The sequence below is a fragment of the Hymenobacter taeanensis genome (assembly GCF_013137895.1).
Taxonomy (GTDB): Bacteria; Bacteroidota; Bacteroidia; order Cytophagales; family Hymenobacteraceae; genus Hymenobacter; species Hymenobacter taeanensis.
The window spans coordinates 2,857,275-2,873,508 of the sequence record NZ_CP053538.1 but is presented as its reverse complement, the minus strand read 5'-3'; the positions used below and the strand labels follow the sequence as shown (position 1 = coordinate 2,873,508).

Here is a 16,234-nt window from a genome sequence, read left to right as displayed (position 1 = left end):
CTACTCTCCAACTCCTTTACCTATTGCCATGTTTACCTCTTTTTGCCGCCTCTTTTTGGTTCTCACTCTCGTTGTAGGCACTCTCCTGGCTGCCGCCCCATCAGCATCAGCAGCATCGCCTTTGGGAAAACGCAGCCGTTTGCTGCCTAGCGTACGAGCCAAAATCAAAGGCCACAACCGTCTCCACCGGCCAGTATATCGGACCTACAAAGCTCGCTAAGCTTCATACCTAAAAGCAGCGGCCCGCTTCTCCACAAATTGTGGAGGGCGGGCCGCTGCTTTTAGGTATGAAGCTTAGCGTTCCTATTTCAACTGTAAGTCGCGTAACTGCGCCAGCGCTTGCAGGGTTTCTTCATGGGTTTTCGCTTTCTTCTCGTCTTCGTCAATGGGAGCTTTAGGCGTAGTCCCGAAGAAAGCAAGGATGTTTTGCTTTAACGGAGGTGTTACTCCGTTAAACTTTTGGGCCGCCAGCTTCCGTAACCACTCACCGTAAGCCTCGTCCGTGAGCTTATACTCTCCTACCCGCGTGGGCTTACCAGTATCAAAGTCGGTGTTGGGTAGTACTTGGGTTGAAGCTACTAGGGTGTCTTTCGGCTCTAACTCTACCCGACGGCAATATTCAGTACTTACATCATGGAAGCTCGATAAAAAAAGCTTCTGCGCCTCGGGAGTAGGCAACTTAAAAGCAAAAGGCTTCAGAGGCCCAATTTTTGGCAGCACCCGCACGAAGTAGGATAATACCCGCGCCCCGGTACCGGGCACCTGATAATCGGACCCGTATAGTTTGCGGTATTCACGCTCACTTTGCTTATACACGTATTCCCGGCGGCGGGCTCGGGGGCTCAACCGCCGGATTTCTTTTTTCTGTGACTGCCAAGCTGCCCGGCTAGCAATAGGAATGAGGGAGCGCACAGCAAACCGGAAAGTGCTAACGGCCAGGTCTACGTTGAATACTACTTTGCCTAACTCCAGGCCATACGTCTTTTTAAAAGCTCGCTCCAGCACTGGCTTGCTTACTTTAAAGCCAATTGCCCGCTGATAATCAGCGGTGCGGTAGCGCCCGGCTGCCAACTGAACCACATCGAAGGCAAACTCTAACTGAGTATGTTGAATGGGGGCTTCTTCGTAAGTAATAGCATTACCAAACTTCTGCTTCAACTCCGGGTACACGGATGGCATTGCCTTGTTAGTGCCTTCTGGGTGGCCTACAATATCGGCGGTGTAGTGCGACAGTGCCCCCAGCGCAAACGCGTACTCGTTCCGGTTGTGCGCTTCATCCAGCATATTACGCACAAAGTCGCCGCTACGCACATAATGCGTTAGGTTGGTAAATAGCTCTGAGCCGAATGGATAAAAGCCCATGTCCTGAACAATAGAGCCACCATAGGCAAAACTTTTAGCTTCAACAAGCTCCTGCTCAGTAGCCCCCGGGTACCGTTTCTCCAACATTGGCTTCAGGCACCGCGCCCAGGTGGAGTCAATATTAGCTTGGTGAGAAAGCACGGAGTAACCCGATGAAGAAAAGGGCAGCACTAACAGGAGTACCAGTAATAGGCGAAGCATGAGACGAGGGCGAGAGAGTAAAAGCTAATGCACCGCAAACGTGAGAACCTCCGTTCGCGTTGTCCAGCTTGCCGGTTGTGGCAACTTGGTTTTGTTACACTCTCACGCAAGAGTCTTCGCGCAGCAGCTCTGCATAAGCTGAACCATTCTCTACGCATATGCTGCCAGCAAATAAAAACGCCTGCCTCCGGGTTGGAAGCAGGCGTTTTAGCAGAGGAGGAGGGATTCGAACCCCCGGAAGTTTAACCTTCAACGGTTTTCAAGACCGCCGCAATCGACCACTCTGCCACTCCTCTAGTAGCGTATTATACCCATTTTACTTACCCGAGGTTCGGATAAAAAGACTTTCCTGGGAAGAAAGCCTTTCGCAGAGAGGGGGGGATTCGAACCCCCGATACCGTTGCCGGTATAACGGATTTCGAATCCGTCGCATTCGACCACTCTGCCACCTCTCTGGGTCCCAAACGAGTGGTTTGGGATGGCAAAAGTAGCAGCCCAATTTCCTTGGTGCAAGCCTCTAGGCCACAATTTTCATAAAATTTGACAAGACCCCTGCTGGTTTTTGAGGCACCTGTTCATAGTCAGCTACTTAGCCAGCCGTAGTCTACCGGTTACGGCATCAATGCTTACATTGATTTCAAACCCCAGAATCAACGTCATGCACACAAAGTCGAGCCACACCATAAAGCCGACTAGTGTACCAATGGAGCCATAGAAGTGATTGTAACTGTCAAAAATCTTCACGTACAGGATGAACAGAAACGACACCAGGAATATCAACAGTGTAGCTACCACGGCCCCTGCCGAAATGAATGGCCATTTATCGTGCACTGGGGGCACATAATAATATACCAAGCACGTAGTGAGCAGAAACAGGCCTACCACTGACCCATAACGTAGCAACGTGATAAGCTGATCGGTCATGGCTTCCGACACTATTTCGTGGTATACCAGCGCATCAATGATGTAGGTTCCGAAGAAAATACCCGCCACTGAGAACAGCAGCACTGAGGATAATACGATAGTAAGGAGTGTGGCTATAACCCGTTTGCGGACATACGTGCGCTTCTTAAAAGAGGGGTACTTTTTCTCAAAGGCATCCAGCAAGGCCATGATACCGTTGGAGCTCAGGACCAGCGCCGTGGCAAAACCGAAGGACAGCAGCCCCCCGTGCGGAATGTTCACAATATCTTCGATGGTGCCAGAAACGGCTACATACATTTCCTGCGGAATCAGATCGGAGAGAAACTGCAGGATGTCGAGGTTCAGGTTAGGAATATGGATGTAAGGAATAAGCGTAAACAGGAAGATGATAGTAGGAAAAATGGCAATCGTGAAGTTGAATGCCATATAGCTGGCCCGTTTAGTCAGGCCATCCAGCTTAATCTCCTGGAGCATACGGTCCACTACGTCGTACACGGAAGCTTGCCCGTCATGAAACCGCAGACGTTTCAGAAACACTATGAAGCGCCGGTAGCTACGCCGGCGGCGTACATCAGGCAGATGGTAACGGCGAACGGGTAGACGCATGAGCTTAATGTGTAAAGTGGCCTAGAACAGTTGAGTGGTGTTCAGTGGCCGGCAGCCTTATTCTTCTATAACGCCAGTGGGCACCGCAGAGGTTCTTAACTACTCGGCTTAGTCTTGCCGCAAGGCAATTGTGCTAGGCCATGCTCCCCCCCCCTTTTGCATTGCTGCGGTTTACTCACTCTTCGACTCATTGCCTTTCAAAAAAGCCGCGGGGGCCGGTGCATTTTCCGGCAGCTTCTCAATAGGTGGGGTGAGCGGACCGGCCACTTCATCATCGGTAAAATAGGGCGCAAGCTTCTCTTGAATGCTGGCGGGCATAGGCACCGGCCGGCCGGTAGCCATGCTCACGAACACCATTAGGGTGTGGCCTTCGGTGAGTAGCTCCTGGCCTTCGTTATATATCTCGTACTCAAACAGCACCCGGGCCCCGTCAGCAGGCTGCTTCAGCATCAGGCGCACCGTCAGAAGGTCGTCGTAGCGAGCCGGCCGACGGAAGCGCGTCCGGATTTCGCCTACGGGCATTCCTACCCCATCGGCTTCCAAGTCTTTGTAGCGAATTCCTAGCTGCCGAAAAGCCTCCGTGCGGGCTACTTCAAAGTAAGCGGCGTAGTTGCCGTGGTAGACGTAGCCCATCTGGTCTGTTTCGGCATACCGAACTCGTATTCGTGTGTCTTGGGAGTACATAGATGAGGGTTGAGTTGTCAGTGACCAGTAATTGAGAACAGCAATGAGGGCGGGTTATATCTTGGTACCTCATTGCTGGCAACCGGCTATTGCATTTACTTCATAATGCCGGCGCGGCTTAGGGCGGCCTGATAGCGGTGGGCATTTACCAGATGCTCCTGCTCGTTGCGGGCAAAGGCGTGGTAGCCACTGAAATCTTCTTTCGCACAGAAGTACAGGTACTCGTGGCTCTCCGGGTTCAAAACCGCATCAATGCTGGCAATGCTGGGTAGGTTGATAGGGCCAGGCGGGAGCCCCGCGTACTTGTATGTATTATAGGGTGAGTCTTTAGCGAGGTGCACATTCAGCACCCGCTTTATGGTGAAGTCGTGGTTGGCATACACTACGGTGGGGTCGGCTTGCAGCTTCATGCCGCGCTTGAGGCGGTTAAGGTACACGCCTGCCACCCGGGGGCGCTCATCGGGGTGCTGCTGCTGCTCAGCTTCTACAATACTGGCTAAGGTGCTTACTTCCGCACGAGATAGGCCCAGCTTCTCGCGCTTGGCGTCGCGGGCTGGCGTCCAGAACTTCTCGTACTCCTTTTTCATGCGCTGCATGAGGTTCTTGGCCGATGCGTTCCAGGGCAACTCGTACGTGTTTGGGATGAACATGGTGAGGATGCTTGTGGTATCGAAGCCCAGGCTTTTAGTATAACCAGGTGAGGTTAGGAGCGAGTCGAACTGACCGGGACGGGCATCAATAGTAGAGGCCAGCTTGCGCGCAAGATCTTCCCGCAGCCGGATGTTTTGAAAGGTGAGCCGTAACGGCAAGCGGTTGCGGCCAGTGCGCAGGTCGTTAATCAACTCACGGTTGGTATAGCCATCTTTCAGCTCGTAGCGGCCAGGCTTCACCAGCTGATCGTACTTCATCAGGCGCGCCACAAAGTGCAGAGAGAGCTTATCCACGATAACGCCGCTGGCATCAATGGAGTCGAGCACCTGCTTGGCGGTTTCACCGCGCCGCACTACCACGTAGGTGGGGCGCCCATTGGTTTCTACGTTTGGCGTGAAGAATACCTGGTAGAAATAATAGGAGAACGTAATAAGGAGCAAGCCCAGAATACCGGTAATGTAGGCAAACCGGTTTCGGCGCCGCGTGGCGTTGGCTTTATAATCGATGCGGGTTTTGGCCATATGGCGAAGCAAGAATCAGTAAGGTACACGAGTTGCTCCCACTACCGCGTAGGCCACGCAGGGCCACTGGCATGAATTGGGCTGCCAAAAGTACGGCTTATCCGTGGCTATGCCGCAGGGTATGACTGTCATTTACAGGCGGGCGCTGCGGCGCGCTTCGTCTGCGCTTAACAAACAGATTAGCGGCAGCGAAATTAGCCCTAGACTCTTTTCTGACGGGCTTACTTAGTTTCTTGGGTGGCCTAGCGCAACTCAACCTGCCTTTTTATCGAAAAGAGTAGCAGGTTACTTTATCACCTTGTACATTGACCGCCCCCACCACCCGCCGGTAGTGGGCTTGGTGTTTCCCCCTTATTCCTGATTCAACCATGGCTGCTACGCTGCTTCGCATTCACCCCGATAACCCGCCTCAAAACCGCCTTCTGCAGGCCGTAGAAGTGCTTCGCAAAGGCGGAGTCATCATTTACCCAACCGATACGGTGTACGGCTTGGGCTGTGATATTCACAATGCTAAAGCAGTAGAAAAGCTCTGCCGTATTAAAGGTCTACATCCTGATAAGGCTAATCTGTCGTTTATCTGTGCTGACCTTTCCCATATCAGCGACTATGCTCACGGTATCACAACGCCGGTATATAAGGTGCTGAAGAAGGCACTGCCGGGGCCATTTACCTTCATTTTTGAGGCCAGCGCCAAAGCGCCCCGTTACGGCGGAGTAAAACGCAAGACGGTAGGCATCCGGGTGCCCGACAACCTGATTTGCACCAGTTTGGTGCGGGAGCTGGGCAACCCCATCGTCAGCACTTCCATTCATGATGATGATACTCTCATTGAGTACAGCACTGATCCGGACCTCATTTTTGAGAAGTACCGCTCTTTGGTAGATATGGTAATTGACGGCGGGTTTGGCAACAACGTAGCTAGCACGGTTGTGGACTGCACCAACGAGGATTTTGATATTATTCGGCAGGGTGCTGGTGAAATTGAGCAGTACCTGTAATACTTCTGGGCAAGCCCAATAAACAAGAAGAGGCCTAGCAGTTGCTAGGCCTCTTCTTGTTTATATACCCCATCACGTGGTAGCTACCGGGCGCTTGTGTTTCCAGCGCCGATGACTCCAGAGGTACGCGGCAGGGTTTTCCCGGATGGTTTGCTCCAGATGCCGCACAAACGCCTCCGTTATGGGGTAACTATCAGTGGGAATCGGCGAATCACCATCATAGAGCTCCGCTAAATCAATTTCGTAATAGCCACGGCGCAGGCGCCGGATACCCACGTAAATCACCGGGAATTTGAAACGGCTCGCCAACCGTTCGGCGCTAGTGTAAAAGCCTGCATCCTGGTGCATAAATGTGGTCCAGTAGGGTCGGTCTTCGGGCCCAGCAGCTTGGTCAGAGAGCAAGCTGATAGATCGCACAGCCTCTCGGTGCTGCACCATGTTGCGTAGGGTGTCGCGCATGGGTACTAGTCCTGCCCCCGTGCGCGACCTGAGCCGATACATAAAGCTTTCAAAAAAGGGGTTGCTTAAAGGCTTATATACTCCGGTGGCCGGAGCACCCATAAGAAGCGTGCCCGCTGAGAGCACCCAATCCCAGTTACCGGCGTGCGAGGCCAAGGCAATGACCGGCCGCCCTTGTGCAAAAAACCGGTCGGCTACTTCCGCGTGGGTTAGCCTTACTCGCCGCGTGAGCTCTGCCCGGGAGATGGTCGTCAGCTTGAGAATTTCGACTACCAAGTCAGCGAAGTGTCGGTAAAACTGCTTAGCCAGCCGCTCTATTTCGGCATCGGTTTTCTCAGGGAAAGAGTTACGCAGGTTTTGCACTACCACCCGGTACCGGTAGCGCACCACGTAGGCCAGCAGTATATATAAGCCGTAGGCCACTCCATACAACACCGCCAGAGGCAGACTGGCAATGGCTATCAGCAACCACTCCAAGGGGCGGTAATACCAAGGAAATGATGGAGCGGATGAGCGGGAAGCGGAAGTAGTAGAACTCATTAGGGCATAACGGCACCAGCCGGTGCGTAATCGGCCGGATTGTAGCGCATTTTGGCGGTTTGCGAAGAAAGCACCTGGCTTTTAGCATTCCGAATTTCAACTGTCAGCACGTATTCTCCGGCCGGCAGTTTGGTTAAGTCTAATTGGCCAACCACGGGCGTAGGGCGTCCTTCCTGGCCAGTAACGGTACTCGTAGCAACGGCTGCATCTTTGGCTGCCCCCGTTGCACGTACTCGATAGCGCACCGAAAGCGGCTGCCCAACAGGGGCGCTGTATAGCTCAGCGTAGAAATTAAGCTTCTCAGTTCCCCGAGAATACATGCCTCCGGGTGCCCGAGTCAAGCTGAATCCGTTTCGGATGAAGTTATTGCCTTCGGCAATGGTACGGCTGGCGGGCTTAGCCAGCAACACCACGTCGCTGAGGGTGGGTTTGGTTGCGGCAGGCTTAATCACCAAGGGCAAATCGGTGATGGTGGAGGTGCCGGCCCGGTACTGGTCGCGGACCTGCCCACGCAGGGTGTAAGTGCCTTCTGGCAGCGCAATGCGCTTTTGAAAACTGATGGGATTTTTGATGGCTGCCGTTGTGTCACGTAATACTGGCGGCTTCAGCGTTACCGTTTCCTGGTAAGCGGCGCTGCCATCGGGCCGGATAACCTCCAGTGTAACGGTTGCTGCTGCCTGAAACAGCTTAGGCCCCCGGCGCATGTACGTGAGAGCCTGCCCTGATACTGTTGCATAAATTTCTACCACTCCGCCTTTTACTACCTGATCTTCATTGCGAAAGCGCGCGACGTCCAGCAGGAGTTGGGGTGGAGCGGCAGCCTGCGCACACAAGGCAGTTAATGCCAGAAGAAGAGTAAGTAAATTCCGCATCATGTCAGCTTGTCGGGATAAAGGTAGAAGGTATAGCTGCAAAAGAGAACCGGCAGGATAATGGTTCAGGCAGCCTACAGCTTCCTGACTGGCCTAGCTGGCAGCTTTTCACTCATGGCCCCTACAGCTTGAAGCACGGCTTCGTTTCATAGCTTATAGCCGATACCAAACTTTTTGCAGCATGTTGCTTGTTTCTGAATCACAGTACCATCCTCCCCTCGCCTTTTTCAGTCAGCTGCTGGGAGCCCAAGAACTGTGGCTGGAAACACAGGAGCATTATCGCAAACAAACTTACCGAAACCGCTGCCTTATTCTCACGGCCCAGGGCATAAAGCCACTCACGGTGCCGGTAGTAGATGGCAACCGTAGCGAAAAAGTATTGACGTCCGCCATTGAGATTGACTACCGTCAAAACTGGATTCACCAGCACTGGCGTACTCTGCAAACCGCATATGGCGGCACCCCGTATTTTGAGTATTACGCCGATTACCTGCACGATATCTACGCAGATAAACCACAACTCCTCTTTGAGTTAAATCTGGCTTTTCTGCGTTTTTACCTGCGGTGTCTGCGCTTACCTATCCCAATCCATTTTACCGCTGAGTACCACCCCTCCTACCCTCCTACGGAATTGCCGACGCCGGCCGGTGATGCTTGGCAGGACCGGCGGGATTGGCTGTCACCAAAAGCCCGAGAAAATGCAGAACCTGACAGGACGTCGGTTCGGCCCTACTCCCAAACGTTTGGTAAAGATTTTGCACCGGGACTCAGCATCTTAGACCTGCTCTTTATGCAGGGACCGGCCGCCGGCAGTTTTCTTGCGTAGTGTAACTGTCGCCCCCGAACCTTCACCCGCTCCCATCTGTTTCAGATACTAGCGGCCCAATCCCCGGAATTCGCGTAAACAGCGCTTGCGGGGTTCCGTATTTCTTCACTACCTTATCTGCATGGAAGCTAAATTCTCAAATCGAGTCAAAGAGGTCATCTCTTTGAGCCGGGAAGAGGCCATCCGGCTCGGGCACGATTATATCGGTACCGAACACTTATTACTGGGCATGATTCGCGAAGGGGAAGGCACTGCCATTGGTCTGCTCAAGAAATTGGGTGTATCAGTGGAAGAGCTTAAATATGCCCTGGAGCAAGCCACCCGTAATACGGCCACGCAAGGCACGAGCATCACGGGATCTATCCCTCTGACGAAACAGACCGAGAAAGTTCTCAAGATCACGTACCTCGAAGCCAAAATCTTCAAGAGCGAAATTATTGGCACGGAGCATCTGCTGTTGTCAATTCTGCGCGATGAAGACAATATCTCGTCTCAAATCCTCAGCAAATTCAACGTGAACTACGAATCTGTGCGCGATTCGCTGGACTACCACGGTAACACGGCGAACAACCCCACCAACGGCCCCGAGGCCGATGATGACGACAACGACCGCCTCTTTGGAGGCTCGGCCGGCCGCGGTGGTGCGGGCGCCGGAGCTGCTCCGAAGAAGGGCGGCGAGAAATCGCGCACTCCGGTGCTCGATAATTTCGGCCGTGACCTGACCAAGCTGGCGGAAGAAGACAAGCTTGACCCCATTGTAGGTCGCGAGAAAGAAATTGAGCGGGTTGCTCAGATTCTGTCGCGCCGCAAGAAGAACAACCCCATCCTAATTGGTGAGCCTGGCGTTGGTAAAACGGCTATTGCCGAAGGCCTCGCCCTGCGCATCATCCAGAAGAAAGTGTCCCGGGTGCTGTTTGGTAAGCGCGTGGTTACGCTTGACCTGGCCTCGCTGGTAGCTGGTACCAAGTACCGCGGTCAGTTTGAGGAGCGCATGAAGGCCGTGATGAACGAGCTGGAAAAGTCGCCCGACGTAATTCTGTTCATTGATGAGCTCCACACGATTGTGGGTGCTGGTGGTGCTTCCGGCTCGCTGGATGCTTCCAACATGTTCAAGCCAGCCCTAGCCCGCGGCGAAATTCAATGCATCGGGGCTACCACGCTGGATGAATACCGTCAGTACATCGAGAAGGATGGCGCTCTGGCCCGTCGTTTCCAGATGGTAATGGTTGATCCAACTACGCCGGAGGAAACCATTGAAATCTTGCACAACATCAAAGACAAGTATCAGGACCACCACCACGTGGTGTATACCGACAAGGCCATTGAGGCCTGCGTAAAGCTGTCGGACCGGTATATGTCTGACCGCTTCCTGCCAGACAAAGCCATCGACATTCTTGATGAGGCTGGCGCTCGGGTGCACATTAACAACATTGTGGTTCCCGAGGATATTCTCAAGCTTGAAGAGCAGATTGAGAACATCAAGACGGAGAAAAACCGCGTGGTGAAGTCGCAGAAATATGAGGAAGCCGCCAAGCTCCGCGACACGGAGAAGAAGCTGATTGATCAACTCGACCAGGCCAAGAAGGACTGGGAAGAGGAGACCAAGAAGAAGCGCTACACCGTGAAAGAGGAAAATGTGGCCGAAGTAATCGCCATGATGACTGGCATTCCGGTAAGCCGCGTTGCCCAGAACGAAAGTGCTAAGCTCCTGAACATGGGCGAGGAACTGCAGGGCAAAGTAATCGGTCAAGACAAGGCTATTAAGCAGCTGGTGAAAGCCATCCAGCGTACTCGCGTAGGTCTGAAGGATCCGAAGAAGCCTATTGGCTCGTTCGTATTCCTCGGCCCAACCGGTGTTGGTAAAACGGAGTTGGCCAAAGTTCTGGCTACTTACCTCTTCGATAAAGAAGATGCCCTCGTGCGCATCGACATGTCGGAGTATATGGAGAAGTTCAGCGTATCGCGCCTGGTGGGCGCGCCTCCCGGCTACGTAGGGTATGAAGAGGGTGGTCAGTTGACGGAGAAAATCCGTCGCAAGCCCTACTCGGTCATCCTGCTCGACGAGATTGAGAAGGCTCACCCAGACGTGTACAACCTGCTGCTGCAGGTGCTGGACGATGGTATCCTGACCGATGGCCTGGGCCGTAAGGTTGACTTCCGCAACACCATCATCATCATGACCTCGAACATTGGGGCACGTGACTTGGCAGACTTTGGGGCTGGTATTGGTTTCGGCACCAAGGCTCGCCAGGAAAACATGGATGAGCTGACGAAGGGCACCATCACCAACGCTCTGCGGAAGACCTTCTCTCCTGAGTTCCTCAACCGCTTGGATGACGTGATTGTCTTCAACTCGCTTGAGAAGAAGGACATTCACAAGATTATCGATATCTCGCTGGCAAAGCTGCTGGGCCGTATTCAGACGCTGGGCTACCGTGTGGAGTTGACCGATGCCGCTAAGGACTTTGTAGCTGAGAAAGGCTATGACCCGAAGTATGGTGCACGTCCGCTAAACCGGGCCATCCAGAAGTACATCGAAGACCCGATTGCCGAGGAAATTCTGAAGGCTGAAATCGCGCAGGGCGACGTTATCACGGCTGACTACACCGAGGGGGCTGAAGAGTTAACCTTCGCTGTAAGCAAGAGCGGTGAAACGCCTAACCTAGCCAGCGATGAGCGGCCCGAGGAAGCTCCCGAGCCCACGGACGACGAGCCAAAGGACACGAAGAAGAAAGGCGAGTAATCTGCCTTCACAAACGAATAAAAAAAGGCCAACTTCTATGTAGAAGTTGGCCTTTTTTTATTCGTACTTGTAAGCTTCCAACTAAGTAAGCAAAATCCGACTGCACGTCCACAATAGCTTGATATCAAACCTGTGCACTAAGCCGGTTATGCGATAACCTCAATCAAAGTGGCCTAGCGGTTGCTATACAGGCTAGTACGGACCTCAAGCTATGTCAGTCATAAACGTTACTCCACTCACCATACAAATGCGCTCAACAGTACTCACTATTGCCAGAAAAATACTCAAAACCGTAATGCCAGCCCCCATTAAGAAAGCGCTATGGAGCAACACAGCATTACGCAGGTATATTAAACAGCAGGGCCCAATAGATTTGGGAGATTTAAGACGAGTGACTCCTCTCAGTACTTGCTTTGGCTATGACCGCGGCGGTCCTGTAGACCGTTATTATATAGAAGGATTTCTACACAAAAACGCTGCTTTAATCAGGGGCAACGTGCTTGAGATAGGTGATAATGAGTACACTCTAGCGTATGGCAAGGAAGCCGTTTCCAAAAGTGACATACTTCACGTCAACTCCAATAATGAGAAGGCCACGTATGTCGGCGACCTGAGTAACGCGCCACACCTCCCTGACGACACATTCGACTGCATTATACTTACCCAAACTCTTCACTTAATTTATGATTTCCGCCAAGCCATTGGCACATGCTTTAGGGTATTAAAGCCTGGTGGAACACTACTCCTAACAGTGCCGGGCATTAGCCAGATTGATCATGATGAGTGGCAAGATATATGGCTTTGGTCATTTACCAGAAGCTCTATAAAAAAGCTGTTGCAGGAATATTTCGTGGATAGCAATGTTAAAATAGAAACACACGGTAACGTACTTACTTCCGCTAGCTTCTTATATGGGCTGGGGGCTCCTGAGTTAACTAAAGAAGAACTTGATTATAACGACAGTCACTTTCAACTTATAATTACCGCTATGGCTACCAAACCTAGCATTGTATGATAAGTAAATTAGTACACAGGATAAAGCGCGCTGTGGCTCCTAGAGCGGCAGTACTCATGTATCATAGAATAGGCTATAGTGAAAGTGATGCTTGGCAATTAACAGTGAACCCTGATTTTTTTGAACAACATCTGCAAACCTTAAAAAACAATTACAAAGTACTATCATTAGATACATTAATTAAAAAGCATAAGTATAATACTCTCCCACACAGAAGCATTGCTATAACTTTTGACGATGGATATATAGACAATTATACAATTGCGCTACCACTGCTTAGTAAATACAATTTACCCGCCACATTCTTTATTCCTACCGGATCAATAAACGATCAAAAGGAGTTTTGGTGGGATGAGCTTGAATATATTTTTCTTAATAAACCTCAGCTTCCGCAATTCTTTACAGCCCTAACAATTTCGTCTTCACAGAGCTTCGATTTAGAGAACGAAACTTTTTTAAGTACTGAAATCAAACAACGCCATCACGTCTGGAACGGCAACCAACCGCCCGCAACTCGCCGAGCTGCGTTGTATATAATGGTTTGGAAGGCACTCAAGGAAATGTCTCATGCTGACAGAGAAAATGCCTTAGCCCGGATAAAACAGTGGGCGGGTTTGCAGCAACCGAATTATCGGTCAGAGTACACTACCGGCGATACTAGGTTAATGCTCCAGGCAGCCGATACTGGGCTCATTACTATTGGTGGACACACGGTTACCCATCCGGCATTGTCGGGGCTATCATTAGAGGAACAGTATGCTGAAATTGCCCTGGGCAAAAGCGCACTCGAACAGGTGCTAAGTAGGCCAGTGCAACATTTTGCCTATCCTTACGGTGACACATCTCCGGCTACGCAGGCAATTGTTAGTAAGATTGGGTTCACATCAGCCCTGACTACGCATCCATCCACAATTACCGCATCATCCAATCCTTTTGCTCTAAGTCGATTTCAAGTTAATAATTGGAACGCCAGTGAATTTTCTACTAACATACGCAATTGGCTAAAATACAATTAGTGCTATACCCCGTGATTTTTTGTCAGCGAAATGCATTGATGATCAATATTTAAACTATTCTTTAAACAACTCCTTACTTCCATTAAATACAATTAATATGTCATTGACACCTCTTGTCTCAATTATTACATGCTTCTTAAATCAAGAGGCATTTCTAGAGGAGATGATTAATAGTGTTCTTAGTCAAAGCTATATCAACTGGCAGCTTTTATTAGTCAATGATGGGTCTAGTGATAACAGCAAAAGCATAGCCACTAAATACACTCAACTATTTCCTGATAAGATTATATATCTGGAGCATAACCAGGGTATTAATCGGGGGCTTAGTGCCAGCAGAAACTTAGCTATCAGCCAAGCCAAGGGGGAGCTTATTACTTTTCTGGATGGCGACGATGTATGGTTAAATGAGTATTTAATAAATCAGGTAAAAGTTTTACAGGAAAATCCTGAAGCCTGTATGATTTGTGAAGCATCCGAATATTGGCATAGCTGGCATTCTACTACCTCAGACATTATTATACCTGTTGGCAGCCCACAGAACACCCTATTTCAGCCCCCGCAATTAGGTGAACTACTCTATCCGTTGGGTAAAGGAGCGGCCCCCTGTGTATGCGGAATTATAGTTAAACGAGAAACCCTACTTAGAATAGGCATGTTCGATGAAGCCTTTTCGGGTATGTATGAGGATCAGGTTTTTCTGATGAAAATTTACCTAAGTGAACCTGTCTTCATCTCTTCAGCCTGCTTTAACAGATACAGACAACGCGCCGACTCATTAGTGCATGCCTCACATGCGCAGGGTCAGTATCAAGCCATAAGAAAACGGTATCTGACATGGCTGGAGCAATACTTAAGTCAGCAAACATACCGCTACCTAACCATTGAGTTGCTTTTACAGCAAGCGCTGTATTCAACAAAACCTCCTTATTTGAGCGCTATTTCATTACTTAGGCAGGCACTTAGTAAGATTGCCCGAATCATGCACCTATAGCATAGCTATGGAGTAATTTGACTGTGGAATGATTGTGACGCCTGTGCGCTTTTTCGCTAATCACTTTTACTAACTCAACGCTTTCGTAGTGATGCCGCACCAGAATTCTGGTGCGGCTTTTCTTTGCGGGTACGTTACCTTTGGCCTCCTACTCACAGCACCCACTCTGCATTCCTAAGCCCATCCAATGTCTGACTTGCACACTGACGCCCAACTAAGCAAACTCGAAATTCTCGACCGCAAAAATCAAGAAGCCTTATTGGGCGGCGGCCAAGCCCGCATTGATGCCCAGCATAAGAAGGGTAAGCTCACGGCCCGTGAACGGATTGACCTACTTATGGATGAAGGCTCTTTCGAGGAGATTGGCAAGTTTGTGATGCACCGCTCCAAAGACTTTGGCCTTGATAAAGAATATTACCTCGGCGACGGGGTAGTAACGGGCTACGGCACCGTAAATGGTCGCTTGGTGTACGTGTTCTCCCAGGATTTCACGGTATTTGGCGGCTCACTCAGCGAAACTCACGCCGAGAAGATTGTGAAGATTATGGATTTGGCCATGAAGAACGGCGCGCCAGTGCTAGGCCTCAACGACTCCGGCGGAGCCCGCATCCAGGAAGGGGTGGTAAGCCTCGGTGGATACGCCGACATCTTTTATAAAAACACGCTGGCTTCGGGCGTGGTGCCTCAGCTTTCGGCCATTATGGGGCCCTGCGCCGGCGGCGCGGTATATTCTCCTGCTATTACTGACTTTATTCTGATGGTGCAGGACACGAGCTACATGTTCGTGACCGGCCCAAACGTGGTGAAAACGGTAACCCACGAGAATGTGACCAGCGAGGAGCTGGGTGGCGCCAGCACCCACTCGGCCAAAAGTGGAGTAACGCACTTCACCTGCGCCAACGAAGTAGAGTGCATCAACTACCTCAAGCGTCTGCTGAGCTACATGCCGCAGAACTGTGAGGAAACGGCTCCCACTCTCCCCTACGAGAGTGGTCTAGATGAAGCTAGGCCAGTGCTGGACTCCATTATTCCCGAAAACCCCAATCAGCCCTACGATATTCGGGAGGTGATTGAGGGAATTATTGATGCGGATAGCTTCCTGGAAGTACACCAGAATTTTGCCGAGAACATTGTAGTGGGCTTTGCCCGTTTGGGTGGCCGTAGCATTGGCGTTGTGGGTAACCAGCCGGCTGTGCTGGCCGGTGTGCTTGATATCAATGCCAGCACCAAAGCTGCTCGCTTCGTACGCTTCTGCGACTCATTCAATATTCCGCTGTTGGTACTGGAAGACGTGCCTGGCTTCTTGCCCGGCACCGACCAGGAGTGGCGTGGTATCATTACCAACGGGGCTAAGCTGCTGTACGCCTTCTGTGAGGCCACGGTGCCGCGTATTACGGTAATCACCCGCAAAGCCTACGGTGGGGCGTATGACGTAATGAACTCCAAGCATATAGGGGCCGATATGAACTATGCCTGGCCTACCGCCGAAATTGCGGTAATGGGCGCCAAAGGAGCCGCTGAAATCATCTTTAAGCGCGAAATTGCTCAGGCTGAAGACCCAGAGGCCAAGCTGCAGGAGAAAGTAGATGAGTACCAGCAGAAATTTGCCACGCCTTACCGGGCGGCTCACCGTGGTTTCGTAGATGAGGTAATTCTGCCTTCTCAGACACGTCAGAAGCTGATTCGGGCATTTAAAATGCTGGAGAACAAAGTAGATACCCTGCCACGTAAGAAGCACGGAAACATTCCACTGTAAACTTATATGCCTTGGCTAGAAATTAGTAAGGTTACCGCTGTTATAGCAATTATTGCGCTAATAAGCTGA

Annotated in this window: 13 protein-coding genes and 2 tRNA genes; 7 read left to right on the top strand and 8 right to left on the bottom strand. The window is 51.1% G+C overall.

Annotated features, from left to right (window positions below; all coding sequences use genetic code 11):
- Nucleotides 1-303: 303 nt before the first annotated feature.
- From HMJ29_RS12215 to mltG, 6 genes are all read right to left on the bottom strand, one after another.
- Nucleotides 304-1,563: a zinc dependent phospholipase C family protein gene (locus HMJ29_RS12215; RefSeq protein WP_171591759.1), complete on the bottom strand. Its 1,260-nt coding sequence runs from the start codon at nucleotides 1,561-1,563 to the stop codon at nucleotides 304-306.
- Nucleotides 1,564-1,774: 211 nt separating this feature from the next.
- A tRNA-Ser gene (locus tag HMJ29_RS12210) sits at nucleotides 1,775-1,859 on the bottom strand.
- 72 nt (nucleotides 1,860-1,931) lie between these two features.
- Nucleotides 1,932-2,018: transfer RNA gene (locus HMJ29_RS12205), tRNA-Ser, on the bottom strand.
- 130 nt (nucleotides 2,019-2,148) lie between these two features.
- Nucleotides 2,149-3,093: a YihY/virulence factor BrkB family protein gene (locus tag HMJ29_RS12200; RefSeq protein ID WP_171591758.1), complete on the bottom strand. Its 945-nt coding sequence runs from the start codon at nucleotides 3,091-3,093 to the stop codon at nucleotides 2,149-2,151.
- A gap of 171 nt (nucleotides 3,094-3,264) precedes the next feature.
- Nucleotides 3,265-3,777: an acyl-CoA thioesterase gene (locus HMJ29_RS12195; protein WP_171591757.1), complete on the bottom strand. Its 513-nt coding sequence runs from the start codon at nucleotides 3,775-3,777 to the stop codon at nucleotides 3,265-3,267.
- 95 nt (nucleotides 3,778-3,872) lie between these two features.
- Complete coding sequence (gene mltG / locus HMJ29_RS12190; protein WP_171591756.1) at nucleotides 3,873-4,949, bottom strand: endolytic transglycosylase MltG; 1,077 nt, start codon at nucleotides 4,947-4,949, stop codon at nucleotides 3,873-3,875.
- A 368-nt stretch (nucleotides 4,950-5,317) separates the two neighbouring features.
- Between mltG and HMJ29_RS12185 the strand changes: the two genes are divergently transcribed.
- Entirely contained in the window at nucleotides 5,318-5,947 is a 630-nt protein-coding gene (locus HMJ29_RS12185; protein WP_171591755.1) for an L-threonylcarbamoyladenylate synthase, read from the top strand.
- A 72-nt stretch (nucleotides 5,948-6,019) separates the two neighbouring features.
- Here the strand turns inward: HMJ29_RS12185 and HMJ29_RS12180 are convergent, their stop codons facing one another.
- Complete coding sequence (locus tag HMJ29_RS12180; RefSeq protein WP_244679285.1) at nucleotides 6,020-6,946, bottom strand: lysophospholipid acyltransferase family protein; 927 nt, start codon at nucleotides 6,944-6,946, stop codon at nucleotides 6,020-6,022.
- Nucleotides 6,946-7,821 (bottom strand): hypothetical protein, encoded by an 876-nt coding sequence (locus HMJ29_RS12175; RefSeq protein ID WP_171591754.1) that lies wholly within the window; start codon nucleotides 7,819-7,821, stop codon nucleotides 6,946-6,948. Before HMJ29_RS12175 ends, HMJ29_RS12180 begins: the two co-directional genes overlap by 1 nt.
- Before the next feature lie 178 nt (nucleotides 7,822-7,999).
- Between HMJ29_RS12175 and HMJ29_RS12170 the strand changes: the two genes are divergently transcribed.
- The 6 genes from HMJ29_RS12170 (at nucleotide 8,000) to HMJ29_RS12145 (ending at nucleotide 16,165) form a co-directional block, all read left to right on the top strand.
- Nucleotides 8,000-8,644: a WbqC family protein gene (locus HMJ29_RS12170; RefSeq protein WP_171591753.1), complete on the top strand. Its 645-nt coding sequence runs from the start codon at nucleotides 8,000-8,002 to the stop codon at nucleotides 8,642-8,644.
- 121 nt (nucleotides 8,645-8,765) lie between these two features.
- Nucleotides 8,766-11,387 (top strand): ATP-dependent Clp protease ATP-binding subunit, encoded by a 2,622-nt coding sequence (locus HMJ29_RS12165; RefSeq protein ID WP_171591752.1) that lies wholly within the window; start codon nucleotides 8,766-8,768, stop codon nucleotides 11,385-11,387.
- A gap of 211 nt (nucleotides 11,388-11,598) precedes the next feature.
- Complete coding sequence (locus HMJ29_RS12160; RefSeq protein ID WP_171591751.1) at nucleotides 11,599-12,402, top strand: class I SAM-dependent methyltransferase; 804 nt, start codon at nucleotides 11,599-11,601, stop codon at nucleotides 12,400-12,402.
- Nucleotides 12,399-13,418, top strand: coding sequence for a polysaccharide deacetylase family protein (locus HMJ29_RS12155; protein WP_171591750.1), 1,020 nt, complete (start codon nucleotides 12,399-12,401; stop codon nucleotides 13,416-13,418). The genes HMJ29_RS12160 and HMJ29_RS12155 overlap by 4 nt, the downstream gene beginning before the upstream one ends.
- A gap of 97 nt (nucleotides 13,419-13,515) precedes the next feature.
- Nucleotides 13,516-14,409: a glycosyltransferase family 2 protein gene (locus tag HMJ29_RS12150; RefSeq protein ID WP_171591749.1), complete on the top strand. Its 894-nt coding sequence runs from the start codon at nucleotides 13,516-13,518 to the stop codon at nucleotides 14,407-14,409.
- Between the two features lie 187 nt (nucleotides 14,410-14,596).
- Entirely contained in the window at nucleotides 14,597-16,165 is a 1,569-nt protein-coding gene (locus tag HMJ29_RS12145; protein ID WP_171591748.1) for an acyl-CoA carboxylase subunit beta, read from the top strand.
- Nucleotides 16,166-16,234 lie beyond the last annotated feature (69 nt).